Consider the following 26794-nt stretch of genomic DNA (forward strand, 5'->3'; position numbering starts at 1 on the left):
GGTTCTGACCGTTCTGACGGCTCAGAACTCGTCGGCGCCGTTGCGCAGCTCGGTGGTCCAGTAACCGGTGGCCCACTTCTGCGGGTTGACGGCGAGGCCTTCGGGGGCGGGAGACTTCACGACCGCCATCCCGCCGCCGTTGGCCTTAAGCGTCACCGTGAACTCCTTCACCGTCTCGGTGCTCTCCTTCCGGCCGCCCTCGGACATGCGCACCGCGGCGTAGGCGGACTGACCCGGCTCCAGGATCACCGGCGCCTCCGGCCTGCTCTTGGCGACGGGCGGGACGATGCCCCGAGCGTTGTCCAGGAAGTGGATGTGCGGGTACTCCTTCATCTCGCAGCCTGCGCCGGAGGTGTTCTTCGCGGTCAGCGTGAGGTGGGTGTAGGGCGGGCCGTCCTGCCGCTCGGCGGTGATCTTCAGGCCCCGCGCGGTGCAGAGGGGGGCGGAGGCCTGGGAAGTGCCGACGGTGGAGCCGGTGGTGCCTGCCGTGCCGGAGCCCTTGGCCTTGCTGGCGGCCTGCTCGGTGCCGGTGCCCGCTTCCACGGAACCCGTCGTGCCGGTGTCCTTGGCGTCGTCCGCGGCCTTCCCGGACTCGGGGGCCTGTGCGGCGACGGTCACGGAGCCGCTGCCGGCCGGACCGGCGGACTTGGTGCCGGTGCCGTCCCCGCCACAGGCGGTGAGGGCGAGGGCCAGGACGGCGGTGGACGCGGCGGCCAGAACGGTGCTGCGGTTGCGGTAGTTACGCACGGAGACTCCCCCGGAAGTGATGGTGAGGCGACGCCTGGTCAAGACGGCTGCCCCGGGTTGCTGACGGGAACGACTCTGCCCGCCGCCGCTCACGTATCGCTGTCGCGCCGCTGACGTCCGGCTGACGTGCGGGCTGAGCGCTGTGCGGTCCGCTTCACGTCCCTGTGCGATGAGCCCCGTACTTCGGCTGACCTACGTGTCCGTGCGCCGTGCGGTCCGGGTACGGGGGCCCGCTCACCCCTCGTCGGAGAGCCGCCTGAGCGCCTGTTCGTGCCGTTGCCGGTAGTCCGTCCGCGCCGTCACGCGCAGCAGCGCCGCCAGTGCCCGTACGGCCCCCTCGTCGTAGCCGGCGCGTTCCGCCTCCTCCGCCGCCAGGTCCAGCAGCCGTACCCCCTCGTCCTCCTCGCCGAGCGCGAGGCGCGCCTCGCCGCTGATGGCCAGCAGCAGGGTCCGGCGGGCCGCCTCCTCGTGCTCGGGGCCCAGGTCGAGAGCCGTCCGGGCGGACACGAGGGCCTCCTCGGGGCGGCCTGCGGTGAGCCGCATCCGGGCGAGGTGCTGGAGGCCGAGCATCTCGGTGTGCCGGTCCGCCTCCGTACGGGCCAGCTCGACGGCCCGTAGGCAACCCTCCTGCGCCGTGTCCAGATCGCCCAGTTCGGCCTGGACGACTGCCAGGTTGATCAGCGCGGTCGCCTCGCCCAGCAGGTCGCCGGCCTCGCGGGCGAGCAGCGGCGAGCGCTCCAGCAGGGCTGCGGCCTCGGCGGTCCGGCCCTCCTCCGTCAGCACCCAGCCGAGCAGGGTGAGCACCCGGGATTCGGCGTACGTGTCCTTGCCCGCGCGCGCCGAGTCCAGCGCCAGCTCCAGCAGCGGGGCCCAGCTGTCCCGTACCCGCCACACCACCTGCGGCCACTGGAGCAGGATGATCCGCCAGGCCCGGTCGTGGAGAGAGGCGTCCCGGGCGGCGGCCGCGGCCAGTGCCAGGTCGTCGCGCTCGGCGGCCAGCCAGCGCATCGCCGCCGTACGGTCGGCGAAGTCCCGTACGGAGGTGGGGCGGCGGTAGTCGTCCGGCAGGACGAAGCAGGGCTCACCGCCGGGTTCCGCGGTGTCGGCGGCGGCCAGGGCGGTGGCGATGTAGTGGTCGAGGACGCCTGCCAGGGCCTCGGGCCCGGCGGCCGGGTCGAGGCCGCGCGCGTACAGGCGCACCAGGTCGTGCAGTACCCAGCGCCCGGGGGCGGTCTCGGTGACGAGGTGGGCCGCGGCCAGCCGCTCCAGCGCGGCGGCGGCGGTGACCGGGTCCGTCCCCGCCAGTGCGGCGGCCGCGTACGGGTCGAAGCGGGAGCCGGGATGGTGACCGAGCCGGGCGAACTGGTGGACCGCGTCGGGCGGCAGGTGCTGGACGGTCAGCCGCAGGGCGGCCGCGACCCCGGTGTCGTCCACGTCGAGGCAGGCCAGTCGGCCGTGCTCGTCGGCCAGTTCGTCGGCCATCGCGGCGAGCGTCCAGCGCGGGCGTCCGGCCAGCCGGGCGGCGGTGACGCGCAGGGCGAGCGGCAGTCCGCCGCAGAGCTCGGCGAGCCGGCGGGCCGCCACCGGTTCGGCGCGGACCCGTTCCTCGCCGAGCACACCGGCGAGCAGGGCCGTCCCGTCGTGGGGTTCGAGAGTGTCGACCGGGACCGGCCGGGCGGCGTCCGACGCGATCAGCCCCTCCAGCCGGTGGCGGCTGGTGACCAGCGTGACGCAGCCGCTGCCGCCCGGGAGCAGCGGCCTAACGGTGGCGGAGTCGCGGGCGTTGTCGAGGATCACCAGCAGTCTGCGCCGGTTCGTCAGCGACCGGAAGAGCGCGGCGGCCGCCGGGACGGACTCCGGAACGCGGCGGGGTGCGACACCGAGCGCGAGGAGGAACTCCCGCAGTACGTCGATGTGCGCGACCTCGCCGGTCTCCCCGGCCTCGCTGAACCCGCGCAGATCGGCGAAGAGCCGCCCGTCCGGGAAGAGATCGGGGCCGCGGTGCGCCCATTGGAGGGCCAGCGTGGTCTTGCCCACCCCGGCGGGCCCGGTGACCAGGCACACGGGCCCCTCGCCCGCTGCCGCCCGGGTGAGCGCGGCCAGTTCGGGCCCGCGCCCGTGGAAGCCGCGGGGGGCACGGGGCAGGAGGTCGGCGGGGGCGGCGGCCTCGGGTCCGGGGCCGCCCATGGGCACCGGCACGGTCGCCGGCACGAGCCGGGGTCCGGGGCCGTCCCCGCCTCTGGGCGCGGGTGCGGGACCGCTCGGGTGCTCGGGCGGGAGCCGGGGCGTGGATTCGTCCCCGAGCACGGGCGTGGGCCGGGGTGCGGGGACGCTTCCGCGCCTGAGCACACGGTCCGCCCCGGCCGCACCGTTCGCCTCCAGCACATCGTCCGTTCCGGCCCCACCGTCCACCTCGGGCCCGGCGTCCGTCGCCGCGCGCTCGGGCGTCCCGCGCAGGATCAGCGCGTACGCGTCGGCGAGTTCCTGGCCCGGGTCGATGCCCAGCTCGTCCGCGAGCAGCCGTCGCGTGTGGTGGAAGCGGTCCAGCGCCTCCGACTGGCGCCCGGACCGGTACAGAGCCAGCATCAGCGCCGCGGCCAGCGACTCCCGCAGCGGGTGGGCCGTCGTCTCCGCCGCCAGCAGGGCCGCCGCGTGGTGGTGCTCGCCCAAGGCCCCGTACGCACGGGCCAGATGCTCCAGTGCCGTCAGCCGGGACTCCTCCAGCGAGTGCGCGGCCGCTCTCAGCAGCGGCCCGGCGAGAGCTCCGCCGAGCGCCGGGCCCTGCCACAGGGAGAGGGCCTCCTTGAGCATCAGGACCGTGTCGGTGGGGGAACGCTGCTCCCGCGCCAGGAGCAGCAGCTCCTCGAACCGCTGGGAGTCCAGCAGGGTTTCCGGCATCCGCAGGACGTACGCGTCGTCGAGGGTGACGAGCTCGACCCCGTACGCCTCCGCGCCCGCCAGCAGCGCGCGAAGCCGGGAGACGTGCCCCTGGATGACGCTGCGGGCGTGCCGCGGTGGCTCGTCGTCCCAGAGGGAGTCCGTCAGCCTGCCGATGGATACAGGGGTGTTGGCCGACATCAGAAGCGCGGCCAGCAGGCTGCGCCTTTTGGCGGGCCCGAGCGGCAGCGGCCCGGCGTGCGTTTCGACAGAGACCGTGCCGAGCAGCCGGAACTCCACGGGCGGCTTTCCTTCCGGGGGTGCGCCCGCGCCGGGGGCGCGGGGATCCGCCCCAGAATATCGGGGCCGCGCGCGGCCCGGCGCCGGTCATGCCTGGTCGACGCCGGTTTTCGGCCGTCGGACGGCGGCGAGTCAGCCCGCCAGGAACGCCGTGAGCGCGTTCGCCAGCAGATACGGGTCGTCCGCGCCGCACAGCTCACGCGCGCTGTGCATGGAGAGGATCGCGACGCCGATGTCCACGGTCTGGATGCCGTGCCGGGCCGCGGTGATCGGGCCGATCGTCGTGCCGCAGGGCATCGCGTTGTTGGAGACGAAGCTCTGCCAGGGCACGCCCGCCTTCTCGCAGGCCGCGGCGAACACCGCGCGGCCGCTGCCGTCGGTGGCGTACCGCATGTTGACGTTGACCTTGAGGATCGGACCGCCGTTGGCGACCGGGTGGTGCGTCGGGTCGTGCCGCTCCGCGTAGTTGGGGTGCACGGCGTGGCCGGTGTCGGAGGAGAGGCAGACCGTCCCGGCGAAGGCGCGGGCGCGGTCCTCGTACGTACCGCCGCGCGCGAACACCGAGCGCTCCAGCACCGATCCGAGCAGCGGCCCCTCGGCCCCGGTGTCGGACTGGGAGCCGTTCTCCTCGTGGTCGAACGCCGCCAGCACCGGGATGTACGGGATCTCGGCGTCGGGCTGCCCGGCGACGGCGGCCAGGGCGGCGGTCGCGGCGTGCACCGAGAGGAGGTTGTCCATCCGGGGCCCGGCCACCAGCTCCCGGTCCCGTCCCAGGTAGGACGGCGGCTCGATGGCGTGCGGCATCAGGTCCCAGCCGGTGACCTCCTCGGCGTCGACGCCCGCCTCCTCGGCGACGAAGCGGATGAGGTCGCCCTCCTCCACATCGCCGAGCCCCCAGATCGGCTGCATGTGCTTCTGCCGGTCGAGCTTGAGCCCCTCGGTGTTGGCCGACCGGTCCAGGTGGACGGCGAGTTGCGGCACCCGCAGCAGCGCCCGGTCGATGTTGACCAGCCGGTGGGTGCCGTCCCGCAGCGAGATCCGCCCGGCCAGGCCCAGGTCCCGGTCGAGCCAGGTGTTCAGCAGCGTGCCGCCGTAGACCTCGACGGCGATCTGGCGCCAGCCGTGCGTCCCGGTGTCGGGCAGCGGCTTCACCCGCAGGTTCGGGGAGTCGGTGTGCGCCCCCGCGATCCGGAACGGGGTGTGCGCCTTCGCGCCCTCCGGCACGTACCAGGCGACGATCGCCCCGCCGCGCAGCACGTACTTCCCGCCCGCCGACGCGTCCCAGGCAGCGGTCTCCTCGACCTGCCGGAACCCGGCCTCCTCCAGACGGGCGGCGGAGTTGGCGACGGCGTGGTACGGGGACGGGCTGGCTGCCAGGAAGGTCATCAGATCATCGGTGTGCGCACGGTCGAACCGGAGGGGAGAACTCATGTTCCTCACTGTAGCGAGGACAGGGGGTCCGGTATCCGGTGACCGGGGAGATCCGTGGGTCTCCAGGGCCGTGGCCCGACCCGTGGCCTACAGCTCGTCGATCGCGGTCAGGTCGATGTCGATGTCGTACGGGGCGGAGAGCTTGAGCCGGTCGTGGTGGACGCCGGTGGAGACGTAGCTCTTGTTGACCGGGTCGAGCTCGTAGGTGATGACCATGGGGCGATCGTTCTCGCCGGTCATCTCGACCAGCCAGAAGTGCTGGATGCCCGCAGCCGCGTACTTGTGCGGCTTGGTGTCCCGGTCGCGGTCCTCGGAGTCGGGGGAGACGACCTCGACGGCGAGGAGGACGTCGGCGGCTTCGTGGTGGGTCTGGCGGCGGCCCTTGATCGCTTCCGCCTGGACCACGACCAGGTCGGGTTCAGGAGCGTTTCTCTTGCCCAGCACGATCGCCATCTCGCGACGTACGCGAAGGTCGTTCGGGACGTGCTGCCGCAACCCCTGCTCCAGCAGGTACATCGCCAGCGTGTGAAAGTCGCGCTGCGGACTCACGAAGACCAGGCTCCCGTCAATCAGCTCTGTGTGCGGCGGGAGGTCGTCAAGCGTGAAGAAATCGTCCACGGTGTAGCCGTCCGCTGGCGGGACCGGCCACCCGGGGTTGGCGCGCCGCAGCTGCGACGCTTCGGACTGTGCCTCGGCGGTCATGGTTCCTCCCATGGAAGGGATTCTGGGCCGTGCACTCAGCGTACCCAGTCGATACGACAGTGCCGCCACCCGAACGAATTCCGGATGGCGGCACTGGTTGACGTACTGATCAAGTGCGAGGTCCTAGAAAGCGGCCTCGTCCAGCTCCATCAGGGAGTTGTCGACGGACTCGGCGAGCGCGCGCTCGGTCGAGACGCCCGGCAGGACGTTCGCGGCGAAGAACTTCGCGGCGGCGATCTTGCCCTGGTAGAAGGCGACGTCCTTGGCGGCGGCGGTCGGCAGCTTCTCCGCCGCCACGGCCGCGCCCTTGAGCAGCAGGTAGCCGACGACGACATCGCCGGAGGCCATCAGCAGGCGGGTCGTGTTGAGCCCGACCTTGTAGATGTTCTTGACGTCCTCGCCGGTCGCGGTGAGGTCGGTGATCATCGTGCCGACGATCGCCTCCAGGTCCACGGCCGCCTTGGCGAGCGAGTCCAGCGCGGGGGCCAGCTCCTCGTTGCCGTGGTTGCTCGCGAGGAACTTCTTGATCTCCTCGGAGAGCGTGTTGAGCGAGGCGCCCTGGTCGCGGACGATCTTCCGGAAGAAGAAGTCCTGGCCCTGGATGGCCGTGGTGCCCTCGTAGAGGGTGTCGATCTTGGCGTCCCGGATGTACTGCTCGACCGGGTACTCCTGGAGGTAGCCGGAGCCGCCGAAGGTCTGGAGCGACTGGGCGAGCTGCTCGTAGGACTTCTCGGAGCCGTAGCCCTTCACGATCGGCAGGAGCAGGTCGTTGAGGCCGTTCAGCGCCTTGGCGTCCTCGCCCGCGGCCTCCTTCTCCTGGATCGCGTCCTGGACCGAGGCCGTGTAGAGCACGAGGGAGCGCATGCCCTCGGCGTACGCCTTCTGCGTCATGAGGGAGCGGCGCACGTCCGGGTGGTGCGTGATGGTGACCTTGGGCGCGGTCTTGTCCATGAAGTTCGCCAGGTCCGGACCCTGGACGCGCTCCTTGGCGTACTCCAGCGCGTTCAGGTAGCCCGTGGAGAGCGTGGCGATGGCCTTCGTGCCGACCATCATGCGGGCGAACTCGATGATGCGGAACATCTGGCGGATGCCGTCGTGCTTGTCACCGATCAGCCAGCCCTTGGCGGGGTGCTGGTCGCCGAACGTCATCTCGCAGGTGTTGGAGGCCTTGAGGCCCATCTTGTGCTCGACGTTCGTCGCGTACACACCGTTGCGCTCGCCCAGCTCGCCGGTGGTCCAGTCGAAGTGGAACTTCGGGACCATGAAGAGCGAGAGGCCCTTGGTGCCCGGTCCCGCGCCCTCGGGGCGGGCCAGCACGTAGTGGATGATGTTCTCGGACATGTCGTGCTCGCCCGAGGTGATGAAGCGCTTCACACCCTCGATGTGCCAGGAGCCGTCCTCCTGCTGCACGGCCTTCGTCCGGCCGGCGCCGACGTCCGAACCGGCGTCCGGCTCGGTCAGCACCATCGTCGAGCCCCACTGCTTCTCGACGGCGATCTCCGCGATCTTCTTCTGCTCCTCGTTGCCCTCCTCGAAGAGGATGCCGGCGAACGCCGGGCCGGAGGAGTACATCCACACGGCCGGGTTCGAGCCGAGCAGCAGCTCCGCGTAGCCCCAGATCAGGGAGCGCGGGGAGGTGGTGCCGCCGATCTCCTCGGGCAGGCCCAGGCGCCAGTACTCGGAGTCCATGAAGGCCTGGTACGACTTCTGGAAGCTCGCCGGGACCGGTGCCGTCTTGGTCTCCGGGTCGAAGACCGGCGGATTGCGGTCGGCGTCGGCGAAGGAGTCGGCGAGCTCGTTCTCCGCGAGGCGGGCGATCTCCTCCAGGATGCTCTTCGCGGTGTCGACGTCCATCTCCGCGAACGGACCGGTGCCGTACAGCTTGTCGCGCCCGAGGACCTCGAAGAGGTTGAACTCGATGTCGCGGAGATTCGACTTGTAGTGCCCCATGGGAAGGCTCCGTAATCAATAGCAGTGGCGCACAGCGCCCCGGGGAGTGATGCGGGTCGGGCGACGGGCAGGCGTTCGGTACAGAGAGACGTGGGTGTGTCAGCTGACCTCTACGATGATGCTACCCGTCAGTAATAAGGCGCAACCCCTCAAGCCGTAGATGTGTCCGATTACTCTTTGCAGCATGTACGGCTACGACCAGAACCCTGGTGCTCAGCAGCAGATGGGTCAGATGGGCGGCGGCTACGCGGAGCAGCCGCTGTATCCCGAACCCTCACCGCCCTCACTGGCCGACGCGGTACGGGCCTTCACTACCGGCTCCCTCTCCGCGGAGGACTTCCAGCAGATCTTCGCCTCGTCGAAGGTCTACTGCCCGCGCGGTGACAACCCCGGCTTCCTCGCCCTGCACAACACCCAGCAGCCGGTGATCCCGATGTTCACCACGCTCAAGGAGCTGCGGCTGTACGCGGGCAAGGACTCCAAGTACTTCGTGATCACCGGGGCGGAGGTGATCGACCTGCTGCCGACGGGCTACGGCTTCGTCCTGGACATGGAGGGTGACCACCGGATGGTCTTCGACGCCAAGGCCGTGGAGCAGATGGTCGACTTCGCGATGCGTCGTATGTACGGGTAGGCGGCCGCTGTACGGGTAGGCGGCTGCTTCTGCATGAGCGGGGTGTCCCCGCCCGTCAGGTCGCTGACCTGCGGTTTCGATGTTCGGGCAAGGGTCCGTGCCAGGGGTGGCGCGGACCCTTTTCGCTGCCCGGGAATGCATGGGGCCTTGCGAGATGTTCACCATTCAACTAAATTGGTTCCAGAACACTCGCCCGGAGGTGGCTTCCATGCCCGCAGTGACCGTCGACAACCCGCTGACCCTGCCCAAGGTGGCGGCTTCGGGTGACGCCGCGGCCCGTCCCGTGCTCGCCGTCACGACCGCGCCCAGCGGCTTCGAGGGCGAGGGCTTCCCGGTGCGCCGCGCGTTCGCCGGGATCAACTACCGGCACCTCGACCCGTTCATCATGATGGACCAGATGGGTGAGGTGGAGTACGCCGCGGGCGAGCCGAAGGGCACGCCCTGGCACCCGCACCGGGGCTTCGAGACCGTCACGTACCTGATCGACGGGACCTTCGTCCACCAGGATTCCAACGGTGGCGGCGGCACCATCGAGAACGGCGACACCCAGTGGATGACCGCGGGCTCGGGCCTGTTGCACATCGAGGCGCCGCCGGAGTCGCTCGTCATGTCCGGCGGGCTCTTCCACGGCCTGCAGCTCTGGGTGAACCTCCCCAGGGCCGACAAGATGATGAACCCCCGCTACCAGGACATCCGCGGCGGTGAGGTCCAGCTCCTCGCCTCCCCGGACGGCGGCGCGCTGCTCCGGGTCATCGCCGGTGAGCTCAACGGCCACCAGGGGCCCGGCATCACCCACACCCCGATCACGATGATCCACGCCACCGTCCGGCCCGGCGCCGAGGTGACCCTGCCCTGGCGCGAGGACTTCAACGGCCTCGCGTACGTCCTGGCCGGGCGCGGCACGGTGGGCGCGGAGCGCCGGCCCGTCGCGATGGGCCAGACCGCGGTGTTCGGCGCCGGCGGCTCGCTGACCGTCCGCGCGGAGGAGCGGCAGGACGGCCACACCCCGGACCTGGAGGTCGTCCTCCTCGGCGGCCGCCCGATCCGGGAGCCGATGGCGCACTACGGTCCCTTCGTGATGAACAGTCAGGCCGAGCTGAAGCAGGCCTTCGAGGACTTCCAGGCAGGCCGCCTGGGAACGGTCCCGGCCGTCCACGGCATGTGACGGGACGTCACCCGTACGGTGTGCGTCGGCGAGCCCGCCCGCGCACACCGTGATCGGGTGGGAAGGTGCCCGCATCCAGTCCCCTCCTTCCTGACAACGCCCGTCGCACGGCAGCCTGGTGCGGAGTGGTCCTGCTCGTCGTGGCCGTCGCCGCCGTCGCTGTCTGGCTGGTCGTCGCCCTCAAGACCGCGGTCACCCCGGTACTCCTCGCCCTTCTCGGGACCGCGCTGCTCGGTCCCGTCCACCGATGGCTCACCGCCCGCAGACTCAACCGGTCCCTGGCCGCGGGTCTGACCTGCGCGGCCCTCGTGGCGGTGGTCGGCGGGGTCGGATACATCGTCGTCACCGCCCTTGTCGACTCCGGCGCCCAGATCGTCGCCTCGCTGAAGGACGCTGGTCAGTGGGTCGTCGACCACCTGGACATCGCGGGCGCCACGGACGTCGACAACCTCGCCGACAACGCGCAGAACCTGGTCGAGAAGTTCGGGGCGAGCGCGGCGGGCGGTCTGCTCAGCGGTCTCAGCCTGGTCGGGACCCTGGTGGCGACCAGCGTGCTGGCCCTGCTGCTGACCTTCTTCTTCCTGCGCGACTCGGACCGGGCCGTGAACCTCGCCCACTCGGTGGCCCCGCGCGGCACCGGCGACCTGGTGGAGGCCATGGGGCGCCGGGCCTTCGAGGCCGTCGAGGGCTTCATGCGCGGTACGACGTTCATCGCCCTCATCGACGCCGTGTGCATCACGGTGGGGCTGCTGGTCCTGGACGTACCGGGGGCGGTGGGGCTCGGTGCGCTGGTCTTCGTCGGCGCGTACATCCCGTACCTCGGGGCCTTCATCTCCGGCGCGGTCGCCGTGCTCGTCGCACTGGCCGACCGGGGGTTCGTGATCGCCCTGTGGGCCCTGGGGGTGGTGCTCGCGGTCCAGGTGCTGGAGGGGCATGTGCTCCAGCCGATGATCCAGAGCCGTACGGTCCAGATGCACCCCGCCATGATCATGGTCGCGCTGACGGCGGGCGCGAGCGTGGCGGGCCTGCTCGGCATGCTGCTGGCCGTGCCCCTGTGCGCGGCGGCCTTCGGCGTGCTGGGGGAGCTGCGGAAGGGGTACGGGGTGCCTTCGGGGCCGCCTCCCGGCCCGCCGGGCGGCGAACCCGGCCCGTCCGGCGGCCCCGCCGCCCCGTAGGCCTCCGGAATCAGGCCTCCGCCGACTCCCCCGGCTGGTCCGACTCGTACAGCTCGAACCAGATCGACTTCCCCTCCCCCCGCGGGTCCACCCCCCACGCGTCCGCCAGCATCTCCATCAGCACCAGCCCCCGCCCGCTGGACGCCATCTCGCCGGGCCGCCGTTTGTGCGGCAGCTCGTCGCTGGCGTCGGCCACCTCGACGCGCAGCCGCCGCTGCCCCCGCTCCCCGGCGACCTCCGCCGCCATCAGCGCGTCCCCGTCCGTGTGGACGAGCACGTTGGTGGCCATCTCGGAGACCATCAGGACCGCTGAGTCGACCTGCTCCGGGTCGCTCCAGTCGTGCAGCAGCTCCCGTACGAGCTGCCGCCCCACCGAGACCCGCTCGGGTTCGGCCTGCGCGATGGTCAGGACGCTGCGGCGCGGCGGGGCCTCCCGGGCCGGGGCGATCTCGCGCCGCAGCACCAGGACCGCGATGTCGTCCTCGCGCCGGTCCGCGAGCGGTCCCGTCGTGTAGTGAGAGGTCGGCCCGTGCACGGCCTGGACCAGCGCGTCGGCCATCCCCTCCAGATCCTCGGTGGGCTCCTCCAGGACCGGGCGCAGCCGGGTCCAGCCGGTGGCCATGTCGTGTCCGCCGGTCTCGATCAGGCCATCCGTGCACAGCATGATCGTCTCGCCGGGTTCCAGCACCACCCGGGTGGTGGGGTAGTCGGAGTCCGTCTCGATGCCGAGCGGCAGCCCGCCCGCCGTCTGCCGGATCACCGCGGTGCCGTCGGCGCTGATCACCACCGGGTCCGGATGGCCCGCACGGGCGATGTCCAGGGTCCCGGCCTCGGGGTTCACCTCCGCGTACAGGCAGGTCGCGAAGCGCGGCGCCGGGGGCTCCTGGTCGCCCTCCACGCTCTCGTACGCGTCGGTGAGCCCGGACAGGAAGCGTGAGGCCCGGGAGAGCACCGCGTCCGGGCGGTGCCCCTCGGAGGCATAGGCGCGCAGGGCGATGCGGAGCTGGCCCATCAGTCCGGCGGCCCGGACGTCATGGCCCTGGACGTCCCCGATGACCAGGGCGATGCGTCCGTTGGGCAGCGGGATCATGTCGTACCAGTCGCCGCCGACCTGGAGCCCGCCGCCGGTCGGCACGTACCGTGCGGCCACCGTCATACCAGGGATGTCCGGTCCCAGGGTCGGCATCATCGAGCGCTGGAGCCCGAGTGACAGCTCACGCTCCGTCTCGGCGACCCCGGCGCGGGCCAGGGCCTGGGCGAGCATCCGCGCGACCGTGGAGAGCACCGCGCGCTCGTCGGGCGAGAACCCCACCGGATGCCGGAACCCGGCCATCCAGGCGCCCATCGTGCGGCCGGAGGACACCAGCGGCAGGAAGGCCCAGGACTGCCGGCCGAAGCGCCGGGCGAGCGGCCAGGTGGCGGGGTAGCGGCGGCGGTACTCCTCCGGCGACGGGAGGTAGATCGCCCGGCCGGTGCGGACGACCTCGGCGGCCGGGTAGTCGGTCTCCAGCGGCATGTCGGTGAAGGGATCCTCGTCCCCCACGTTGTGCCCGTGGTGCCCGATGATGGTCAGCCGCTCCCCGGCGGCCCCGAAGACCGCGAGCCCGTCGGGGGAGAAGCCGGGCATGGACAGCGATCCGGCGACCCGCAGCACCTCCTCGGTGGACCGGGCCTCGGCCAGCGCCCGCCCGGCGTCCAGCAGGAACGCCTCCCGGGAGCGGCGCCAGTCCCCGGTGATCGGCGGGTGCGAGACGTCGGAGGAGCCGGGCTGAGGTTCGGCGACCTCCTGGAGGGTGCCGATGAGGACGTAGTGCTCGGTGTCCCGGCCGTCGGGGATGACCGGCTTGGAGCGGCTGCGCACGGTACGGAGCACCCGTCCACGCTCGTCGACGATCCGCAGCCGCGCCTCGGCCAGGGTGCCTTCGGTGACGGCGAGGTTCACGACCCCGTAGATCTCGTTCCAGTCGACCGGATGGAAACGGGAGCGCACCGCCGACTCCCGGTAGCTGCCGGGCTCGGGCGGCAGGCCGAGCAGCCGGGCCGCCTCCGCGTCGAGCGTGACCGTGCCGGCTGCGTTGTCCCAGCGCCACAGGCCCGTCGCGATCGCGGCCAGGACTTCCTCGGTGCGCATTGCCCCACTTTAGGAAGATCTGATCGGCGGACGCCACCGAGGGGCGGCCACCTGCCCCGGCGGCCGGGCGGGCGGGCAGCGCAAAGGGAAATGAAGCGGCCCGGCCCTGGGCGGTAGCCTGGGGAGGCTCAATCCACACCACCTAACCGCGAAGACTGGATGAACGACGATGCATCGGTACAGGTCCCACACCTGCGGCGAGCTCCGCGCCTCTGACGTCGGCACCGACGTCCGGCTGAGCGGCTGGCTGCACAATCGCCGAGACCTGGGCGGCATCCTCTTCATCGATCTGCGCGACCACTACGGTCTGGTGCAGCTCGTCGCCCGCCCCGGCACCCCCGGCAACGACGCCCTGGCGAAGCTGACCAAGGAGACCGTCGTCCGTATCGACGGCAAGGTCTCCGCGCGCGGCGCCGACAACGTCAACCCGGAGCTGCCGACCGGTGAGGTCGAGATCGAGGTCACCGAGGTCGAGGTGCTCGGCGAGGCCGGCCCGCTGCCGTTCACGATCAACACCGAGGACGGCGTCAACGAGGAGCGGCGCCTGGAGTACCGCTTCCTCGACCTGCGCCGCGAGCGCATGCACCGCAACATCATGCTGCGCTCGGCCGTGATCGCCTCCATCCGCTCCAAGATGGTGGCCCTCGGCTTCAACGAGATGGCGACCCCGATCCTCACCGCGACCTCTCCCGAGGGCGCGCGTGACTTCGTCGTCCCGTCCCGGCTGAACCCCGGCAAGTTCTACGCGCTGCCGCAGGCCCCGCAGCAGTTCAAGCAGCTGCTGATGATCTCGGGCTTCGACCGCTACTTCCAGATCGCACCCTGCTTCCGCGACGAGGACGCCCGTGCGGACCGTTCGCCGGGCGAGTTCTACCAGCTCGACGTCGAGATGTCCTTCGTCGAGCAGGAGGACGTCTTCCAGCCGATCGAGAAGCTGATGACCGAGCTCTTCACCGAGTTCGGCAACGGCCGTGAGGTCACCTCGCCGTTCCCGCGCATTCCGTTCCGTGAGTCGATGCTGAAGTACGGCAACGACAAGCCGGACCTGCGCGCCAAGCTGGAGCTCGTCGACATCTCGGATGTCTTCGCCGACTCCGGGTTCAAGGCGTTCGCGGGCAAGCACGTCCGCGCGCTGCCGGTCCCGGACACCGCGGGCCAGTCCCGGAAGTTCTTCGACGGACTCGGTGAGTACGCCGTCGAGCACGGCGCCAAGGGCCTGGCCTGGGTGCGGGTGGGCGAGGACGGCACGCTGGCCGGTCCCATCGCCAAGTTCCTCACCGAGACCGACGTCAAGACGCTCACCGAGCGTCTCTCGCTGGTCCCGGGCCACGCGGTCTTCTTCGGCGCGGGCGAGTTCGACGAGGTCTCCAAGATCATGTCGGCCGTCCGGGTCGAGGCCGCCAAGCGCGCCGGTCATTTCGAGGAGGGCGTCTTCCGGTTCTGCTGGATCGTCGACTTCCCGATGTACGAGCGGGACGAGGAGACCGGGAAGATCGACTTCTCGCACAACCCCTTCTCGATGCCCCAGGGCGGCCTGGCCGACCTGGAGGAGAAGGACCCGCTGGACATCCTGGCCTGGCAGTACGACATCGTCTGCAACGGCATCGAACTGTCCTCGGGCGCCATCCGTAACCACGAGCCCGAGCTGATGCTCAAGGCCTTCGAGATCGCCGGTTACGACCGCGAGACCGTCGAGCACGAGTTCGCGGGCATGCTCCGCGCGTTCCGCCTCGGCGCCCCGCCGCACGGTGGCATCGCCCCGGGTGTCGACCGCATCGTGATGCTGCTCGCCGACGAGCCCAACATCCGCGAGACGATCGCCTTCCCGCTCAACGGCAACGCCCAGGACCTGATGATGGGCGCCCCGACCGAGCTGGACGAGACCCGTCTGCGCGAGCTGAACATCCAGCTGCGCAAGCCGGTCGCCGCGAAGGGCGCGACGGAGAAGCCCGCCTCGGAGAAGTAGGGCGCACCGTCCCGCTCCGCGGATGTTTCACGTGAAACAGCCCCCGATCACCTGATCGGGGGCTGTTTCGTTGCATGCGCGGAAGAGCCGGTGACGGGCGGGCGACGCGGTACAGCCGGATGGCCCCGGTTCGGGTTCGGCCGGGCCGGGCGCGGCAAAGACTGGCACCGAGACACCCCTCTCACACGGTGTGCCGCCCCGCCACGCCGTCCGCCGTCACCCGAGGAGCCCGCCGCCGTGTCCGTCCCGCGCCGCCCGCCCACCCTGCTCGTCGCACCGCTCCTCGCCCTGGCCCTGCTGCTCACCGGCTGCTCCTCCGGTACGCCATCCGCCTCCGCCCCCACCGACCCGGCGCGGGGCGCGGCGGGCCCCCAGTCCGACGCCGCGTCCACGCCCCGGACCTCACCCAGTGCCGAGCCCACCCCCACGCCTGCGGAGATCCCGGGCCTGGGGCCACAGACCCGGGCGCAGATCCCCGCCGACGCCCGGCAGGCGTTCGTCGTGACGGGGGAGGAAGCCGACTCCAACCAGTCCAGCGCGGTCCTGTACAGCCGGGAGGACCCCGCGCGGGGCTGGCAGCCCGTCGCGGGTCCCTGGCAGACCCACAACGGTATGGAGGGCTGGACCGACCACCACGTGGCGGGTGATCTGCGGTCCCCGACGGGCGTCTACTCCCTCACCGACGCGGGCGGCCGCCTCCCCGACCCGGGGGCGCTGCTTCCGTACGACGAGCACCCCCGGTTCGCGGTGGACGGCGTGGGCTTCTTCGGGGAGTCGCTGGAGGGCTCCTTCGACTACGTCATCGCGATCAACTACAACCGCACGGAGGGCGTCAGCCCCCTGAACCGCACCCGCCCGCTCGGTCTCGGACGCGGCGGAGGCATCTGGATCCACGTCGACCACGGCGGCCCCACCCAGGGCTGCGTCTCGGTCCCGGAGAAGCGCATGAAGGAGCTCCTGCGCACCCTGGACCCGGCGATGAACCCGGTGATCGTGATGGGGGACGCGGGGTCGTTGGGGCGGTGAGCCGGTGAGCCGGTGAGCCGGTGATCGGGCGTACGGGCGGGGCCCCTTGCCCGTACGCTGAGAATGTTCCCCGGTGCAAGTGACCCGGTGGCCCGGTGCAGGAGGAGGTCGTTGTGAGCGTGGTCGAGGACCGCGTCCTGACGCAGGACGTCTTCGAGGAACTGGCCCGTAGCGCCATACGTGCTGAGGAGGCACTGCGGCTGGAGTTCGTGAACGGGAAACTGGGGGTCAAGGCTGTGCCGGACGGGGACCACGGGCGGATCATCGCCTGGCTGACGCAGATCTGCATGCAGTCGGATCCGAGCAGGTGGCTCTTCGGCGAGCAAGGCCTCCGTATTGAGTCCTACCGCAGGGGCAACGCCCGCCCCGATGCCAGTCTCGCTCCGATCGACAGCTTTGTCGGCCAAGGTGAGTGGGCCAGCCCCGACGACGTCCTCATGGTCGTCGAGGTCACCTCGTACGACGAGGACACCGACCGTCGCGACCGCGTCGAGAAGCCGCGTGCGTACGCCGAGACCGGAATCCCCGTCTATCTGCTGATCGACCGGGACGCCTGCGAGGTGAAGGTCCACTCGGGGCCCGACGGTGTGCGCTACGAGCAGGTCGTGACGGTGCCGTACGGCAAGACCGTCACCCTGCCCGACCCGGTCGGGATCGAGTTGGACACCGAGCCGCTCAACAACTGGGTGCGCTGACCCGACGCCGTAAGAGCCCGACGCCGTAAGAGCAGGAGCCCGGGACCGCCACTCGCGGTCCCGGGCTCCCGGCGTACGTACGTCAACCGCTACGCGGGCTTCTCCTCCAGGCGGGGGAACAGCACCGCGCCCTTCGTCACCGTCGTGCCCGCGGACAGGACGCCCCAGGTGCCCGCGTCCTGGACCTTCTGGTCGGCCAGCGCGCCCAGGGACTCCTCGGCGCCCAGGGACTCCCAGAGCTTCTGCGAGGTCTCCGGCATCACGGCGTTGAGCAGGACCGCGACCCCGCGCAGCGATTCGGCGGCGGTGTAGAGGATGGTCGCCAGACGGGCCTGGCCCTCCGGAGTGGTGTCCTTGGCCACCTTCCACGGCTCCTGCTCCGTGATGTAGCCGTTGACCTGCTTCACGAAGTCGAAGATCGCCAGGATGCCGCCCTGGAAGTCCAGCTCCTCGCCGATCTTCCGGTCGGCGGTCGCCACGGCCTTCGCCAGGCCCTCCTGCACGGCCCGCTCGGCGTCACCGGCGGCCGTCCCCTCCGGCAGCGCCCCGCCGAAGTACTTGCCGACCATCGCCGCGACGCGCGAGGCGAGGTTGCCGTAGTCGTTGGCGAGCTCGGAGGTGTAGCGGGCGGAGAAGTCCTCCCAGGAGAACGACCCGTCGCTGCCGTAGGAGATGGCCCGCAGGAAATACCAGCGGTAGGCGTCAACGCCGAAGTGCGAGGTCAGGTCCTGCGGCTTGATGCCGGTCAGGTTCGACTTCGACATCTTCTCGCCGCCGACCATCAGCCAGCCGTTGGCGACGACCTTGCCGGGGAGCGGCAGGCCCTGCGCCATCAGCATCGCGGGCCAGATCACCGAGTGGAAGCGGAGGATGTCCTTGCCGATCAGGTGCACGTTCGCCGGGAACGTACCCTCGAACTTCTCCTGGTTGGCGCCGTATCCGACCGCCGTCGCGTAGTTGAGCAGCGCGTCGACCCACACGTAGATGACGTGCTTGTCGTCCCACGGCACCGGGACGCCCCAGTCGAACGTCGAGCGGGAGATCGACAGGTCCTGGAGGCCCTGCTCGACGAAGTTCACGACCTCGTTGCGCGCCGACTCGGGCTGGATGAAGCCCGGGTTCGCCGCGTAGAACTCCAGCAGCTTCGGGCCGTACTCGCTGAGCTTGAAGAAGTAGTTCTCCTCCTTGAGGAGCTCCACCGGCTTCTTGTGGATCGGGCACAGCTTCTGACCGGCGAACTCGCCCTCGCCGTCGATCAGATCGCCGGGGAGCTTGTACTCCTCGCAGCCCACGCAGTACGGGCCTTCGTACCCGCCCTTGTAGATCTCGCCCTTGTCGTACAGGTCCTGGACGAACTCCTGCACACGGTCGGTGTGCCGCTTCTCCGTGGTCCGGATGAAGTCGTCGTTCGCGATGTTCAGGTGCTCCCAGAGGGGCTTCCACGCCTCCTCGACGAGCTTGTCCGCCCAAGCCTGCGGAGTCACGTTGTTCGCCTCGGCCGTGCGCATGATCTTCTGACCGTGCTCGTCCGTGCCGGTGAGGTACCACACCTTCTCGCCGCGCTGGCGGTGCCAGCGCGTGAGCACGTCGCCTGCGACGGTCGTGTAGGCGTGGCCCAGGTGAGGAGCGTCGTTGACGTAGTAGATGGGGGTCGAGACGTAGTACGCCGTCGCCCCCTGCTTCTCGGATCCAGTGGCCGCCATGGTCGAAATCCTAACGGCCCGTTCAAGATCCACTCACATCGTTGATGACGGCCTGCGCGCGGGCGGAGGGGGCGCCCTCCGGCGGCGGGCCTGTGGAGAGCTTTGCGAAACATCCCTTCCCGCAATGCTTCCCCCAGGAAGGACGCATCCTGGGAGGGAGCGGACGAGCGTGCACGAGACAGGGGACGTCATCATGCGGGTACTGGTCGCCGAGGACGAGGAGATCCTGGCGGAGCTGGTCGCCACCGGGCTGCGCCGGGCCGGCTTCGCGGTCGACACGGTCTACAGCGGCGACGCGGCCCTCGCCTACCTCGGGCTGCACGACTACGACGTCGTCGTGCTCGACCGCGACCTCCCCCGGGTGCACGGCGACGACGTCGCGCGCCGCCTGGTCGCCTCCGGATCGCGCACCCGGATCCTGATGCTCACCGCCTCCGGCGCCATGGAGGACCGGGTCGCCGGGCTCGATCTCGGCGCCGACGACTACGTCACCAAGCCGTTCGAGTTCCCCGAGCTGGTCTCCCGGGTACGCGCCCTGCGGCGCCGCAGCGCCCGCCCCGTACCGCCCCAGCTGGAGCGGCACGGCATCCGGCTCGACACCGTACGGCGCTCCGCGTTCCGCGACGGCCGGGATCTGGACCTCTCGCCCAAGGAGTTCACCGTGCTGCAACTGCTGCTGGAGGCCGACGGCGGGACGGTCAGCGCGGAAGAGCTGCTGGAGCGGGCCTGGGACGCCAACGCCGGTCCTTCCCCGAGCGCTCCACTGCCGTTCGAGCAGGGGAGCCCCCATCCCAGGGCCGTGCGCGTCTGCATGAGCAAGCTCCGGGCCAAGCTCGGCGAGCCCGCGCTGATCCGCACGGTGCAGGGCGTCGGGTACGCCCTGTGAAGCGGCCGACCGTGGCACGGCGGCTGGTCGACGCCTCGAAGCTGCCGCGCTCGACGATCAGGACCCGCATCGCCCTCGTGTACGGCGGTGTCTTCCTGGTGCTCGGCACCGCGCTGCTGGCCACCGTCAATCTGGCCTCCCGGGCCGGTACGGAGACCGAGGCGCGGGCCATCGCCTCCTCCGCCGTCGACCTCCCGCCCGGGTACACGGTGAACGGACCGCTCATCGCCCGCAGCCCGGCGGGCGGGCCCACCGTCTACGAACTCACCGGCCACGTCAGCGACGCCGCGGGCAAGCAGCTCATGTACTGGTCGTTCGCCGCGCTGCTGGTGATGACGGCGGGTGCGGTCGGCGTGGGCTGGTGGACAGCGGGCCGGGTGCTGCGGCCCGTCCACGCGATGACCGCGAAGGCCCGCCGGCTCTCCGAGCGGACCCTGCACGAGCGGATCGCGTCCAGCGGGCCCGACGACGAGCTGAAGGAGCTGGGCGAGACGCTGGACGCGTTGCTGGCCCGCCTGGAGAAGGCGTTCGACAGCCAGCGCAGGTTCATCGCGAACGCCTCGCACGAGCTGCGCACCCCCCTGGCCACCCAGCGCGCGGCGATCCAGATCGGTCTGGACGACCCGTCACCCGAGGACCTCGTACGCACCCGGCAGACCCTGCTGGACACCAACCGGCGCAGCGAGCGCCTCATCGAGGGACTGCTCGTGCTGGCCCGCAGCGAACGTGGCCTGGCCTCCGACGAGCACGAGGAGGTCCGCTTCGACCATGTGGTGCGGGAGGAGACGGCCCGGCACCGGGCGGTACGGGATCGGAGCGGCGAGAGCCCGGTGGAGCGGGAGCCGGGCGGCGGGGGCCCCGCGCTGCGTGTCGCGATCGCGTCCTGCCGGGTCCGCGGCAACCGGCTGCTGCTCGCCCAGCTGGTGGCGAACCTCCTGGCCAACGCGGTCACGTACAACGTGCCGGGCGGCTCGGTGGAGGTCTCGCTGACCGAGGACGGGGCGCTGCTGGTGAGCAACAGCGGGCCGGTGGTCTGCGAGGCCGACATCGCCGGGTTCTTCGAGCCGTTCCGGCGGGGCGAGGGCCGGGACCGGATGGGCCCCGGGGCGGGCCTCGGGCTGTCGATCGTGCGGTCCATCGCAGTGGCCCACGGCGGTACGGTCACGGCGGTACCGGGCCCGGAGGGCGGCGGTCTCGCCGTGACCGTACGGCTGCCGGTCGAGCGGGGTCAGGCCCCGGAGCCCTCCTCACGGGCGGCGGTCCAGGCAGGCAGTCCGGCGAGGATCTCCCGGTAGAGCTCGGTGTCCGCGATCTCGCGCGGGGCCGGGCCCGCGTGGAAGAAGCCCGCGTTCGGGACGTCCAGCTTCCGCAGGAAGTCGAAGCCCTTCGCGTCCTGCTCGCCGAAGGCGACGAACTGGAAGAACAGCGGCAGCCGAGCCGCCTCCGCGAGCGCCTGACGGGCGGCCTGCTTGGCGTCCGGCGGACCGTCCGTCTGGAAGATCACGAGTGCCGGACCGGTGGCCTCCGACTTCTCGTGGTGGGCGACGACCTCCTCGATCGCGCGGTGGTAGTGCGTACGGCCCAGTCGGCCGAGCCCGGCGTGCAGCTCGTCGACGCGGCCCTCGTGGCCGGACAGCTCGATCGTCCCGGTGCCGTCGATGTCGGTCGAGAAGAAGACGACGGGCACGGTGGCGTCCTCGTCCAGGTGCGCGGCGAGCGCGAGCGCCCGGTCGCCCAGATGCTGGGCGCTGCCGTCCTTGTAGAACGGCCGCATCGAGCCGGAGCGGTCGAGCACCAGGTAGACCCGGGCACGCAGCCCGGTCAGCCCGTGCGCCTTGAGCGCCGTCTGCGCCGCCTTGTACGGGGCGACGAGCTGGGGTGCCCGCGACTTGACCCGGGCGAGGGAGGTGGCGGGCTTGCCGGGGGCGGGAACGGCGGCCTCAGGGGCGGCGTCGGTCTCCGCGGCGGTCGGGGCGGTTGCCGATGCTTCCGGGGTCTTGGGAGCGGGGGAGGCCTGAGGGGCTGACTCCGGGGCCTTCTCCGCGGCCTGCTCCGGGGCCTCTTCCGGCGCCGTCGTTGCTTCGGGAGCGGTCTGCGGGGCTTCGGGAGCCGTCGCGGTGGCCGCTTCGGGCTCGGCCTCGGCTACCTGCTTGACGTCCGGCTCGGCCTTGGCTTCCGGCTTCGGAGCGGGCTCCGGGCGCTCGTCGAGGTCGAGGTCGATCGTGATCGCCTCCGGCTCCTCGGTCGTGCCCGGGGCCGCGGGCTCGGTCGGCTCCACCGGCTCCTTCACCTCCTCGGGGGCCTTCTCCGCCTGAGGGGCCTTCTCCGCCTTGGGTGCCTCGACGGGCTCCTCCGCAGCAGCGGGAGCGGTCTCCGTCAGGTCCGCCTCGGGGGCCGATCCCTGTGCGGGGACGGTCGGCGTGGGCTTGGCCCTGGTGGCCGCTTTGTCGAAGGCTTCCGCCACCAGGTCGGCGGCGCGCGACTCGTCGCGCTCCACGGAATCGGTGGCGGAGGATGCCGGGGCCGCGGCGGACGCGTCCGAAGAAGCCGAAGAGGCCGAAGGGGTCGAAGAGGGGGACGCGGCGGGGGACGAGGGCGAGGCCGGGGCCGGAATGGACGCCTTCGGTTCGGCCGGTTCCGCCGATTCCGTCGCGGACTCGGCCGCCGAAGTGATCTCCTGCTCCGCCTCCTTGGGCTGGGTGCGTTCGGCCTGGGGCGGGACGGTGGCCGTGGTCGGCTCGTCCTGCTCCGTGCGGCCGAACACCTTGCGCAGCAAGCTCCGAATGCCCATGGGCGAGGCCTTTCGCATGAGTTGGGTGCGGTGAATGTCCGACCTGGGGGAATTCATCCCTGGCCAGGACGGATACGTAAGGTTAGCGGCCGGATCCGGCCGTTCGCCGGTGCGGCCCACCCCTGTGTCAACCGAGCCGAATCCGTTCCCGGACCGTGTCCACGGGCGTGTCCACCGTCGGCCCCCAAGGGAACAGCACTGGTCGCCAAGGGAACAGCGGTGGCCCGGACTTCACTCGCCGTTCACCGAGAGTCCCTCGGACCGCGTTGAGACGCACCTACCGTCACGCACGACACCAGACGGAGGGAATCCACGTGCGCAATCTGCTGCCGCTCATCGGCTCGCACCCGGGCGGGCGTTCCGCGCTGACCTGCCGCTTCCGCTGCGGGGACGCCTGTTTCCAGGAGACACCCAACAACAGCGACAACGAATACGCCGGCGACATCATCGCCGGTGCCGTGTCGCGCCGCTCGATGATGCGCGCCGCCGCCGTGGTCACCGTCGCCACCGCCGCCGGGGCCGCCGCCCTGACCGGCCCGAGCGCCCCGCAGGCCGAGGCCGCCGCACTCGCCGGGCACGGGCATGGTCACAAACCGTGGCCGCCCCACAAACCGGGCCGGTCCGGGGCACGTGGCCTGCGGTTCTCGCCGGTCGCGCCCAACAGGGACGACAAGGTCACGATCCCCGCCGGGTACGCCCAGAACGTGGTGATCCGCTGGGGCGAGCCGATCCTGCGCGGAGCGCCCGCCTTCGACCCGGAGAACCAGACGGCGAAGGCGCAGGCGGGCCAGTTCGGTTACAACAACGACTTCCTCTCCCTGCTCCCGCTCCGCGGCGAGCGCGGTCGGCAGGTGATGGTCGCGAACCATGAGTACACGGACGAGCTCCTCATGTTCCGCGGATACGATTCGGCCAACCCGACCCGCGAACAGGTGGAGATCGCCTGGGCGGCGCACGGACTCTCCGTGGTCGTCGTCCAGGAGGAATACCGCACCGGCAGGCTGAGTCCGGTCAGCAGGCACCCGCTGAACCGCCGCCTGACCGCGACGAGCGAATTCCGTATGACGGGCCCGGCCGCGGGCAGTGCCCTGCTGCGTACCTCCGCCGACCCCACCGGCCGCAAGGTGCTCGGCACCCTCAACAACTGTGCGGGCGGCACCACCCCGTGGGGCACCACGCTGCACGGTGAGGAGAACTTCAACCAGTACTTCGCCAACGGCAGCACCGACATGCACAAGCGGTACGGGATCCGCACGAGCGCCTCCGGGCGCCAGTGGGAGCGGTTCGACGAGCGGTTCGACCTGTCGAAGGAGCCCAACGAGGCCAACCGCTTCGGCTGGGTCGTCGAACTCGACCCGTACGACCCGGACTCCACCCCGCGCAAGCGCACCGCGCTGGGCCGGTTCAAGCACGAGGCCGCCGAGCCCCGGCTCACCTCCGACGGGCGTCCGGTCGTCTACATGGGTGACGACGAGAAGTTCGACTACCTCTACAAGTTCGTCTCCAGTAAGCGGATGAAGAAGGGGAACTCGCGTGCCGCCCGCGAGCACAACCTGACGCTGCTGGACGAGGGCACGCTGTACGTCGCCAAGTTGACCGGCGACTCGCCGGTCACCGAGATCGACGGCACCGGAAAGCTGCCCGCGGACGGCGAATTCGACGGCAGTGGCGTCTGGATACCGCTGGCCACCGGCACCACCTCGCACGTCCCCGGCATGACCGCCGAGGAGGTGTACGTCTACACGCGGCTGGCCGGTGACAAGGTCGGCGCGACGAAGATGGACCGCCCCGAGGACGTCGAGCCCTCGCCGCGCACCGGCCGGGTCTATGTGGCGCTCACCAACAACTCGGACCGCGGCAAGGAGGGCAAGCCCGGCGTGGACGAGGCGAACCCGCGCAACGGCAACAAGCACGGGCAAGTCCTGGAGCTCGCGGAGAACTGGGACGACCCGGCGGGCGACGGCTTCGCCTGGCGGCTGTTCCTCGTGGCGGGCGACCCGGACGATCCGTCGACGTACTACGCGGGCTTCCCCAAGGAGAACGTCAGCCCCATCTCCTGCCCGGACAACGTGGCGTTCGACGCCCACGGCAACCTGTGGATCTCCACGGACGGCAACAAGCTCGGCTCGCACGACGGGCTGTTCGGTGTGGCGACGCAGGGCGACCGGCGTGGCGAGCTGAAGCAGTTCCTGACGGTTCCGACCGGCGCGGAGACCTGCGGCCCGGTCATCCAGGACCGCCGTGTCCTGGTCGCGGTCCAGCACCCGGGCGAGGTCGACGGGGCCTCCGTGGAGAATCCGGCGAGTGTCTGGCCCGACGGACCGGGGAAGATCGTCCGTCCTTCCGTCGTCGCCGTCTGGCGCAAGGACGGGCGCGACATCGGCGTGTGAGCCCCCGCCGCGGAACGGGCGTGAGATCCGTAGGGCGGGTGTGAAGTCCGCAGGCCGGGCGTGAGGCCGGATATTTCTCCCGCCTCACGCCCGGCCACCACTAAAGTCGGACCCATGGTTTCCGGTGACGCACCGCAGGCGGCAGGAAGCGTCCGGGTCGATGTGTGGATCTGGTCGGTCCGGCTGACGAAGACCCGTGCCCAGGCGGCCGCCGCCTGCCGGGCGGGGCATGTGAAGGTCGGCGGCGAGCGGGCCAAGCCCGCCCAGGCCGTACGCGTCGGCGACGAGGTGCGGCTCCGGCACGCGGGGCGGGACCGGGTGGTCGTCGTCTCGAAGATCGTCAAGAAGCGGGTCGGACCGCCGGTGGCCGTGGAGTGTTTCATCGACAACAGCCCGCCCCCGCCGCCGTGTGAGCTCGCGATGCAGGTCCCCGTGCGGGATCGGGGCGCTGGCCGTCCGACGAAGCGCGACCGTCGAGAGATGGAGCGGCTTCAGGGACGCCCGCCGGAGCACTGAGGGCGCCGGCACCGGCTCTCCGTCCTGCTTCGCTGTTTCACGTGAAACAGCGAAGCAGGGGTGGCCGTCCTCTCCCGCTCAGCCCCGTACACCGCCGACCCGGGGTTTTCCGGGCCGCAGGAGTGCCCGGGCGAGCACCGCCCCCACGAGCAGAACTGCACCGACCACCAGGACCACCCAGACCGTGGTCCGCAGCGAGGCCGTCAGGGCGTCGACGACCGCGGCGGCCGCGTCCCGGTCCCGGCCCGGCACCTCGTCCAGCACCCGGCTCCGGCCGACCGCGACCAGGACCCGGAGCACGATCGCGCCGAGCATGAAACCGGCGCCCACCATTGCGGTGGCCCACAGTCCGGCTCGCAGCCCGTGTCGTACCGTCGTGATGCCCACCACCAGGACGAGGAGCACCAGGGTGGCGACGGCGGGCCAGATGCTGCAATACCGCAGCCAGCGGAAGGAGCCTCTGAGGTCGTCGGCCTGGTCGGGGCCGAGCACGGTGATCTCCGTCCGCTGAACCGGAATCCGATCCGCGAACGGCACCCCGTCACGCACGAGATCCTGTTTGACCTGATCGATCACCGGCGCCAGATCGATTCTCACGGGCTGGCCGCCGTCGCCGTCCAGGGCGTTGGTCACCGCCTTGTGGGCGGCCCGGTTCGCGGTGTCCCAGGCGTTCCCGAAGGCCTCGGTGGTCGTGAAGGACTGCACGGTCTCGTGCAGGAACTCCCGGACCGTGTCCTGGAGCGGCCCGAGGTCGATCTGGCGCATCGCCTCGTCGGTGATCACGTCCGAGACGGTGGACTGCACCGCAGGGTCGGAGGAGAGCGGCGAGACGGCTGCGACGTACCGGTCGGTGTTGTCGATCTCCAGGTCGACCCAGGCAGAGAGCGCGCTCAACGGCACCAGGACGGCGAGCAGCACGAGCAGGACCGCGGAGAAGGCGGCCTTGGACGCCGAGGCCTCGGACGACTTGGAAGACGCCGAGGCCGCTGAGCTCGCTGAGGGAGAGGTCCGCACTTCACCAGGGAATCCCGTACGGAGCCGGCCCGCTCCGGGCCGTACGCCATTCGAGTTGCCGGGCGGCGCTGGCGGGTGTGCTCTGGAGGAATGGGGGGCGAGCGACGGGGGTGACGGAAGGAGCTGTCCGCGATGGCCACACACGCAGCCGTGCCCAATCGAAGAGGCCCCCGGGCCCACGCACGGGCCCGCCACCACACTCCGCTCGCCTGGGCGCTGCCCCTGGTGCTCGGCGTGATCTACGGCTTCTACGCGGCCTTCATCCGCCGCGACGGAGGCCCCAGCACCGGCGGACAGGTCCTGCTCGGTCTCGTCTCGGGCGCCGCTCTGGCGGCCCTCTGCTTCGCGCTGGGCCAGATCCAGCAGTCGCTGCCGCGCGAGCTGCGGGCGGTTGCCTACGGTGCGCTGACCGCGTGCGCGGTCGGCTTCCTGGTGAGCCTCACCGATACCAGTGTGCTGCGGTCGGCCGGGCTGGGGCTGGTGGTCGGCGCGGGCGTCTTCTGCACCGCCTTCTACATCTTCTACACCCGCGAGAGCTGAGGTCGGAGAGTCGGGGTTACGGGGCCGGGGTCCGTTGCGCAGGGCTTCTCCGAGCACGGGCGCGGGGGGGGGGGGGGGGGGGGGGGGGGGGGGGGGGGGGGGGGGGGGGGGGGGGGGGGGGGGGGGGGGGGGGGGGGGGGGGGGGGGGGGGGGGG

The 26794-nt window shown here is 71.2% G+C and carries 20 protein-coding genes; 11 read left to right on the top strand and 9 right to left on the bottom strand.

The window, feature by feature from the left end:
- Positions 1–21: 21 nt before the first annotated feature.
- From ACZ5WC_RS11165 to ACZ5WC_RS11185, 5 genes are all read right to left on the bottom strand, one after another.
- Positions 22–747 (bottom strand): DUF4232 domain-containing protein, encoded by a 726-nt coding sequence (locus tag ACZ5WC_RS11165; protein ID WP_468540505.1) that lies wholly within the window; start codon positions 745–747, stop codon positions 22–24.
- Positions 748–981: 234 nt separating this feature from the next.
- Positions 982–3924 (bottom strand): AfsR/SARP family transcriptional regulator, encoded by a 2943-nt coding sequence (locus tag ACZ5WC_RS11170; RefSeq protein WP_468540506.1) that lies wholly within the window; start codon positions 3922–3924, stop codon positions 982–984.
- Between the two features lie 132 nt (positions 3925–4056).
- Entirely contained in the window at positions 4057–5355 is a 1299-nt protein-coding gene (locus ACZ5WC_RS11175) for a M18 family aminopeptidase (RefSeq protein ID WP_468540507.1), read from the bottom strand.
- Positions 5356–5442: 87 nt separating this feature from the next.
- A complete protein-coding gene (locus ACZ5WC_RS11180; protein ID WP_468540508.1) occupies positions 5443–6069 on the bottom strand; it encodes a Uma2 family endonuclease in 627 nt (208 codons plus the stop codon).
- 111 nt (positions 6070–6180) lie between these two features.
- Positions 6181–8007, bottom strand: coding sequence for an acyl-CoA dehydrogenase (locus ACZ5WC_RS11185; protein WP_096628810.1), 1827 nt, complete (start codon positions 8005–8007; stop codon positions 6181–6183).
- Between the two features lie 184 nt (positions 8008–8191).
- Between ACZ5WC_RS11185 and ACZ5WC_RS11190 the strand changes: the two genes are divergently transcribed.
- From ACZ5WC_RS11190 to ACZ5WC_RS11200, 3 genes are all read left to right on the top strand, one after another.
- A complete protein-coding gene (locus tag ACZ5WC_RS11190) occupies positions 8192–8641 on the top strand; it encodes an SseB family protein (protein ID WP_468540509.1) in 450 nt (149 codons plus the stop codon).
- A gap of 208 nt (positions 8642–8849) precedes the next feature.
- A complete protein-coding gene (locus ACZ5WC_RS11195; RefSeq protein WP_468540510.1) occupies positions 8850–9806 on the top strand; it encodes a pirin family protein in 957 nt (318 codons plus the stop codon).
- Between the two features lie 65 nt (positions 9807–9871).
- On the top strand, positions 9872–10981 hold the full coding sequence (locus ACZ5WC_RS11200) for an AI-2E family transporter (RefSeq protein WP_468540511.1): 1110 nt from the start codon (positions 9872–9874) through the stop codon (positions 10979–10981).
- A gap of 10 nt (positions 10982–10991) precedes the next feature.
- Here ACZ5WC_RS11200 and ACZ5WC_RS11205 read toward each other — a convergent pair whose 3' ends face one another.
- Entirely contained in the window at positions 10992–13112 is a 2121-nt protein-coding gene (locus tag ACZ5WC_RS11205; protein WP_468540512.1) for an ATP-binding SpoIIE family protein phosphatase, read from the bottom strand.
- Positions 13113–13281: 169 nt separating this feature from the next.
- Here ACZ5WC_RS11205 and aspS point away from each other — a divergent pair, with 169 nt between their 5' ends.
- The 3 genes from aspS (at position 13282) to ACZ5WC_RS11220 (ending at position 16799) form a co-directional block, all read left to right on the top strand.
- Complete coding sequence (gene aspS, locus ACZ5WC_RS11210; protein WP_311120555.1) at positions 13282–15078, top strand: aspartate--tRNA ligase; 1797 nt, start codon at positions 13282–13284, stop codon at positions 15076–15078.
- 237 nt (positions 15079–15315) lie between these two features.
- Positions 15316–16104 (top strand): L,D-transpeptidase family protein, encoded by a 789-nt coding sequence (locus ACZ5WC_RS11215; RefSeq protein ID WP_468540513.1) that lies wholly within the window; start codon positions 15316–15318, stop codon positions 16102–16104.
- 113 nt (positions 16105–16217) lie between these two features.
- Positions 16218–16799, top strand: a complete 582-nt coding sequence (locus tag ACZ5WC_RS11220) for a Uma2 family endonuclease (RefSeq protein ID WP_468540514.1) — start codon at positions 16218–16220, stop codon at positions 16797–16799.
- An 89-nt stretch (positions 16800–16888) separates the two neighbouring features.
- Here the strand turns inward: ACZ5WC_RS11220 and metG are convergent, their stop codons facing one another.
- Positions 16889–18502, bottom strand: coding sequence for a methionine--tRNA ligase (metG, locus tag ACZ5WC_RS11225; RefSeq protein ID WP_468540515.1), 1614 nt, complete (start codon positions 18500–18502; stop codon positions 16889–16891).
- Positions 18503–18695: 193 nt separating this feature from the next.
- Here metG and ACZ5WC_RS11230 point away from each other — a divergent pair, with 193 nt between their 5' ends.
- Positions 18696–19388, top strand: coding sequence for a response regulator transcription factor (locus ACZ5WC_RS11230; RefSeq protein WP_468540559.1), 693 nt, complete (start codon positions 18696–18698; stop codon positions 19386–19388).
- Positions 19385–20683: a sensor histidine kinase gene (locus ACZ5WC_RS11235; RefSeq protein ID WP_468540516.1), complete on the top strand. Its 1299-nt coding sequence runs from the start codon at positions 19385–19387 to the stop codon at positions 20681–20683. The genes ACZ5WC_RS11230 and ACZ5WC_RS11235 overlap by 4 nt, the downstream gene beginning before the upstream one ends.
- On the opposite strand, the gene ACZ5WC_RS11240 is transcribed toward ACZ5WC_RS11235, so the two are convergent.
- Positions 20617–22179: a VWA domain-containing protein gene (locus tag ACZ5WC_RS11240; RefSeq protein ID WP_468540517.1), complete on the bottom strand. Its 1563-nt coding sequence runs from the start codon at positions 22177–22179 to the stop codon at positions 20617–20619. The genes ACZ5WC_RS11235 and ACZ5WC_RS11240 overlap by 67 nt on opposite strands.
- Positions 22180–22493: 314 nt before the next feature.
- On the opposite strand from ACZ5WC_RS11240, the gene ACZ5WC_RS11245 reads away from it, so the two are divergent.
- Both ACZ5WC_RS11245 and ACZ5WC_RS11250 read left to right on the top strand, forming a co-directional pair.
- Entirely contained in the window at positions 22494–24569 is a 2076-nt protein-coding gene (locus ACZ5WC_RS11245; protein ID WP_468540518.1) for a PhoX family protein, read from the top strand.
- A gap of 114 nt (positions 24570–24683) precedes the next feature.
- On the top strand, positions 24684–25085 hold the full coding sequence (locus tag ACZ5WC_RS11250) for an RNA-binding S4 domain-containing protein (RefSeq protein WP_468540519.1): 402 nt from the start codon (positions 24684–24686) through the stop codon (positions 25083–25085).
- A gap of 78 nt (positions 25086–25163) precedes the next feature.
- Here ACZ5WC_RS11250 and ACZ5WC_RS11255 read toward each other — a convergent pair whose 3' ends face one another.
- Positions 25164–26099 (bottom strand): hypothetical protein, encoded by a 936-nt coding sequence (locus ACZ5WC_RS11255; RefSeq protein ID WP_468540520.1) that lies wholly within the window; start codon positions 26097–26099, stop codon positions 25164–25166.
- A gap of 132 nt (positions 26100–26231) precedes the next feature.
- Here ACZ5WC_RS11255 and ACZ5WC_RS11260 point away from each other — a divergent pair, with 132 nt between their 5' ends.
- A complete protein-coding gene (locus ACZ5WC_RS11260; protein WP_468540521.1) occupies positions 26232–26639 on the top strand; it encodes a hypothetical protein in 408 nt (135 codons plus the stop codon).
- Positions 26640–26794: the final 155 nt, after the last annotated feature.

The sequence above is a fragment of the Streptomyces sp. NPDC033165 genome, from assembly GCF_055577965.1.

What these genes read in the sequence shown, in the direction of transcription:
- ACZ5WC_RS11180 (WP_468540508.1), bottom strand. Translation starts at nt 6,069, where the DNA reads ATGGGAGGAACCATGACCGCCGAGGCACAGTCCGAAGCGTCGCAGCTG.
- ACZ5WC_RS11260 (WP_468540521.1), top strand. Translation starts at nt 26,232, where the DNA reads ATGGCCACACACGCAGCCGTGCCCAATCGAAGAGGCCCCCGGGCCCAC.
- metG (WP_468540515.1), bottom strand. Translation starts at nt 18,502, where the DNA reads ATGGCGGCCACTGGATCCGAGAAGCAGGGGGCGACGGCGTACTACGTC.
- ACZ5WC_RS11190 (WP_468540509.1), top strand. Translation starts at nt 8,192, where the DNA reads ATGTACGGCTACGACCAGAACCCTGGTGCTCAGCAGCAGATGGGTCAG.
- ACZ5WC_RS11175 (WP_468540507.1), bottom strand. Translation starts at nt 5,355, where the DNA reads ATGAGTTCTCCCCTCCGGTTCGACCGTGCGCACACCGATGATCTGATG.
- ACZ5WC_RS11230 (WP_468540559.1), top strand. Translation starts at nt 18,696, where the DNA reads ATGCGGGTACTGGTCGCCGAGGACGAGGAGATCCTGGCGGAGCTGGTC.
- ACZ5WC_RS11205 (WP_468540512.1), bottom strand. Translation starts at nt 13,112, where the DNA reads ATGCGCACCGAGGAAGTCCTGGCCGCGATCGCGACGGGCCTGTGGCGC.
- ACZ5WC_RS11185 (WP_096628810.1), bottom strand. Translation starts at nt 8,007, where the DNA reads ATGGGGCACTACAAGTCGAATCTCCGCGACATCGAGTTCAACCTCTTC.
- ACZ5WC_RS11240 (WP_468540517.1), bottom strand. Translation starts at nt 22,179, where the DNA reads ATGGGCATTCGGAGCTTGCTGCGCAAGGTGTTCGGCCGCACGGAGCAG.
- aspS (WP_311120555.1), top strand. Translation starts at nt 13,282, where the DNA reads ATGCATCGGTACAGGTCCCACACCTGCGGCGAGCTCCGCGCCTCTGAC.
- ACZ5WC_RS11250 (WP_468540519.1), top strand. Translation starts at nt 24,684, where the DNA reads ATGGTTTCCGGTGACGCACCGCAGGCGGCAGGAAGCGTCCGGGTCGAT.
- ACZ5WC_RS11195 (WP_468540510.1), top strand. Translation starts at nt 8,850, where the DNA reads ATGCCCGCAGTGACCGTCGACAACCCGCTGACCCTGCCCAAGGTGGCG.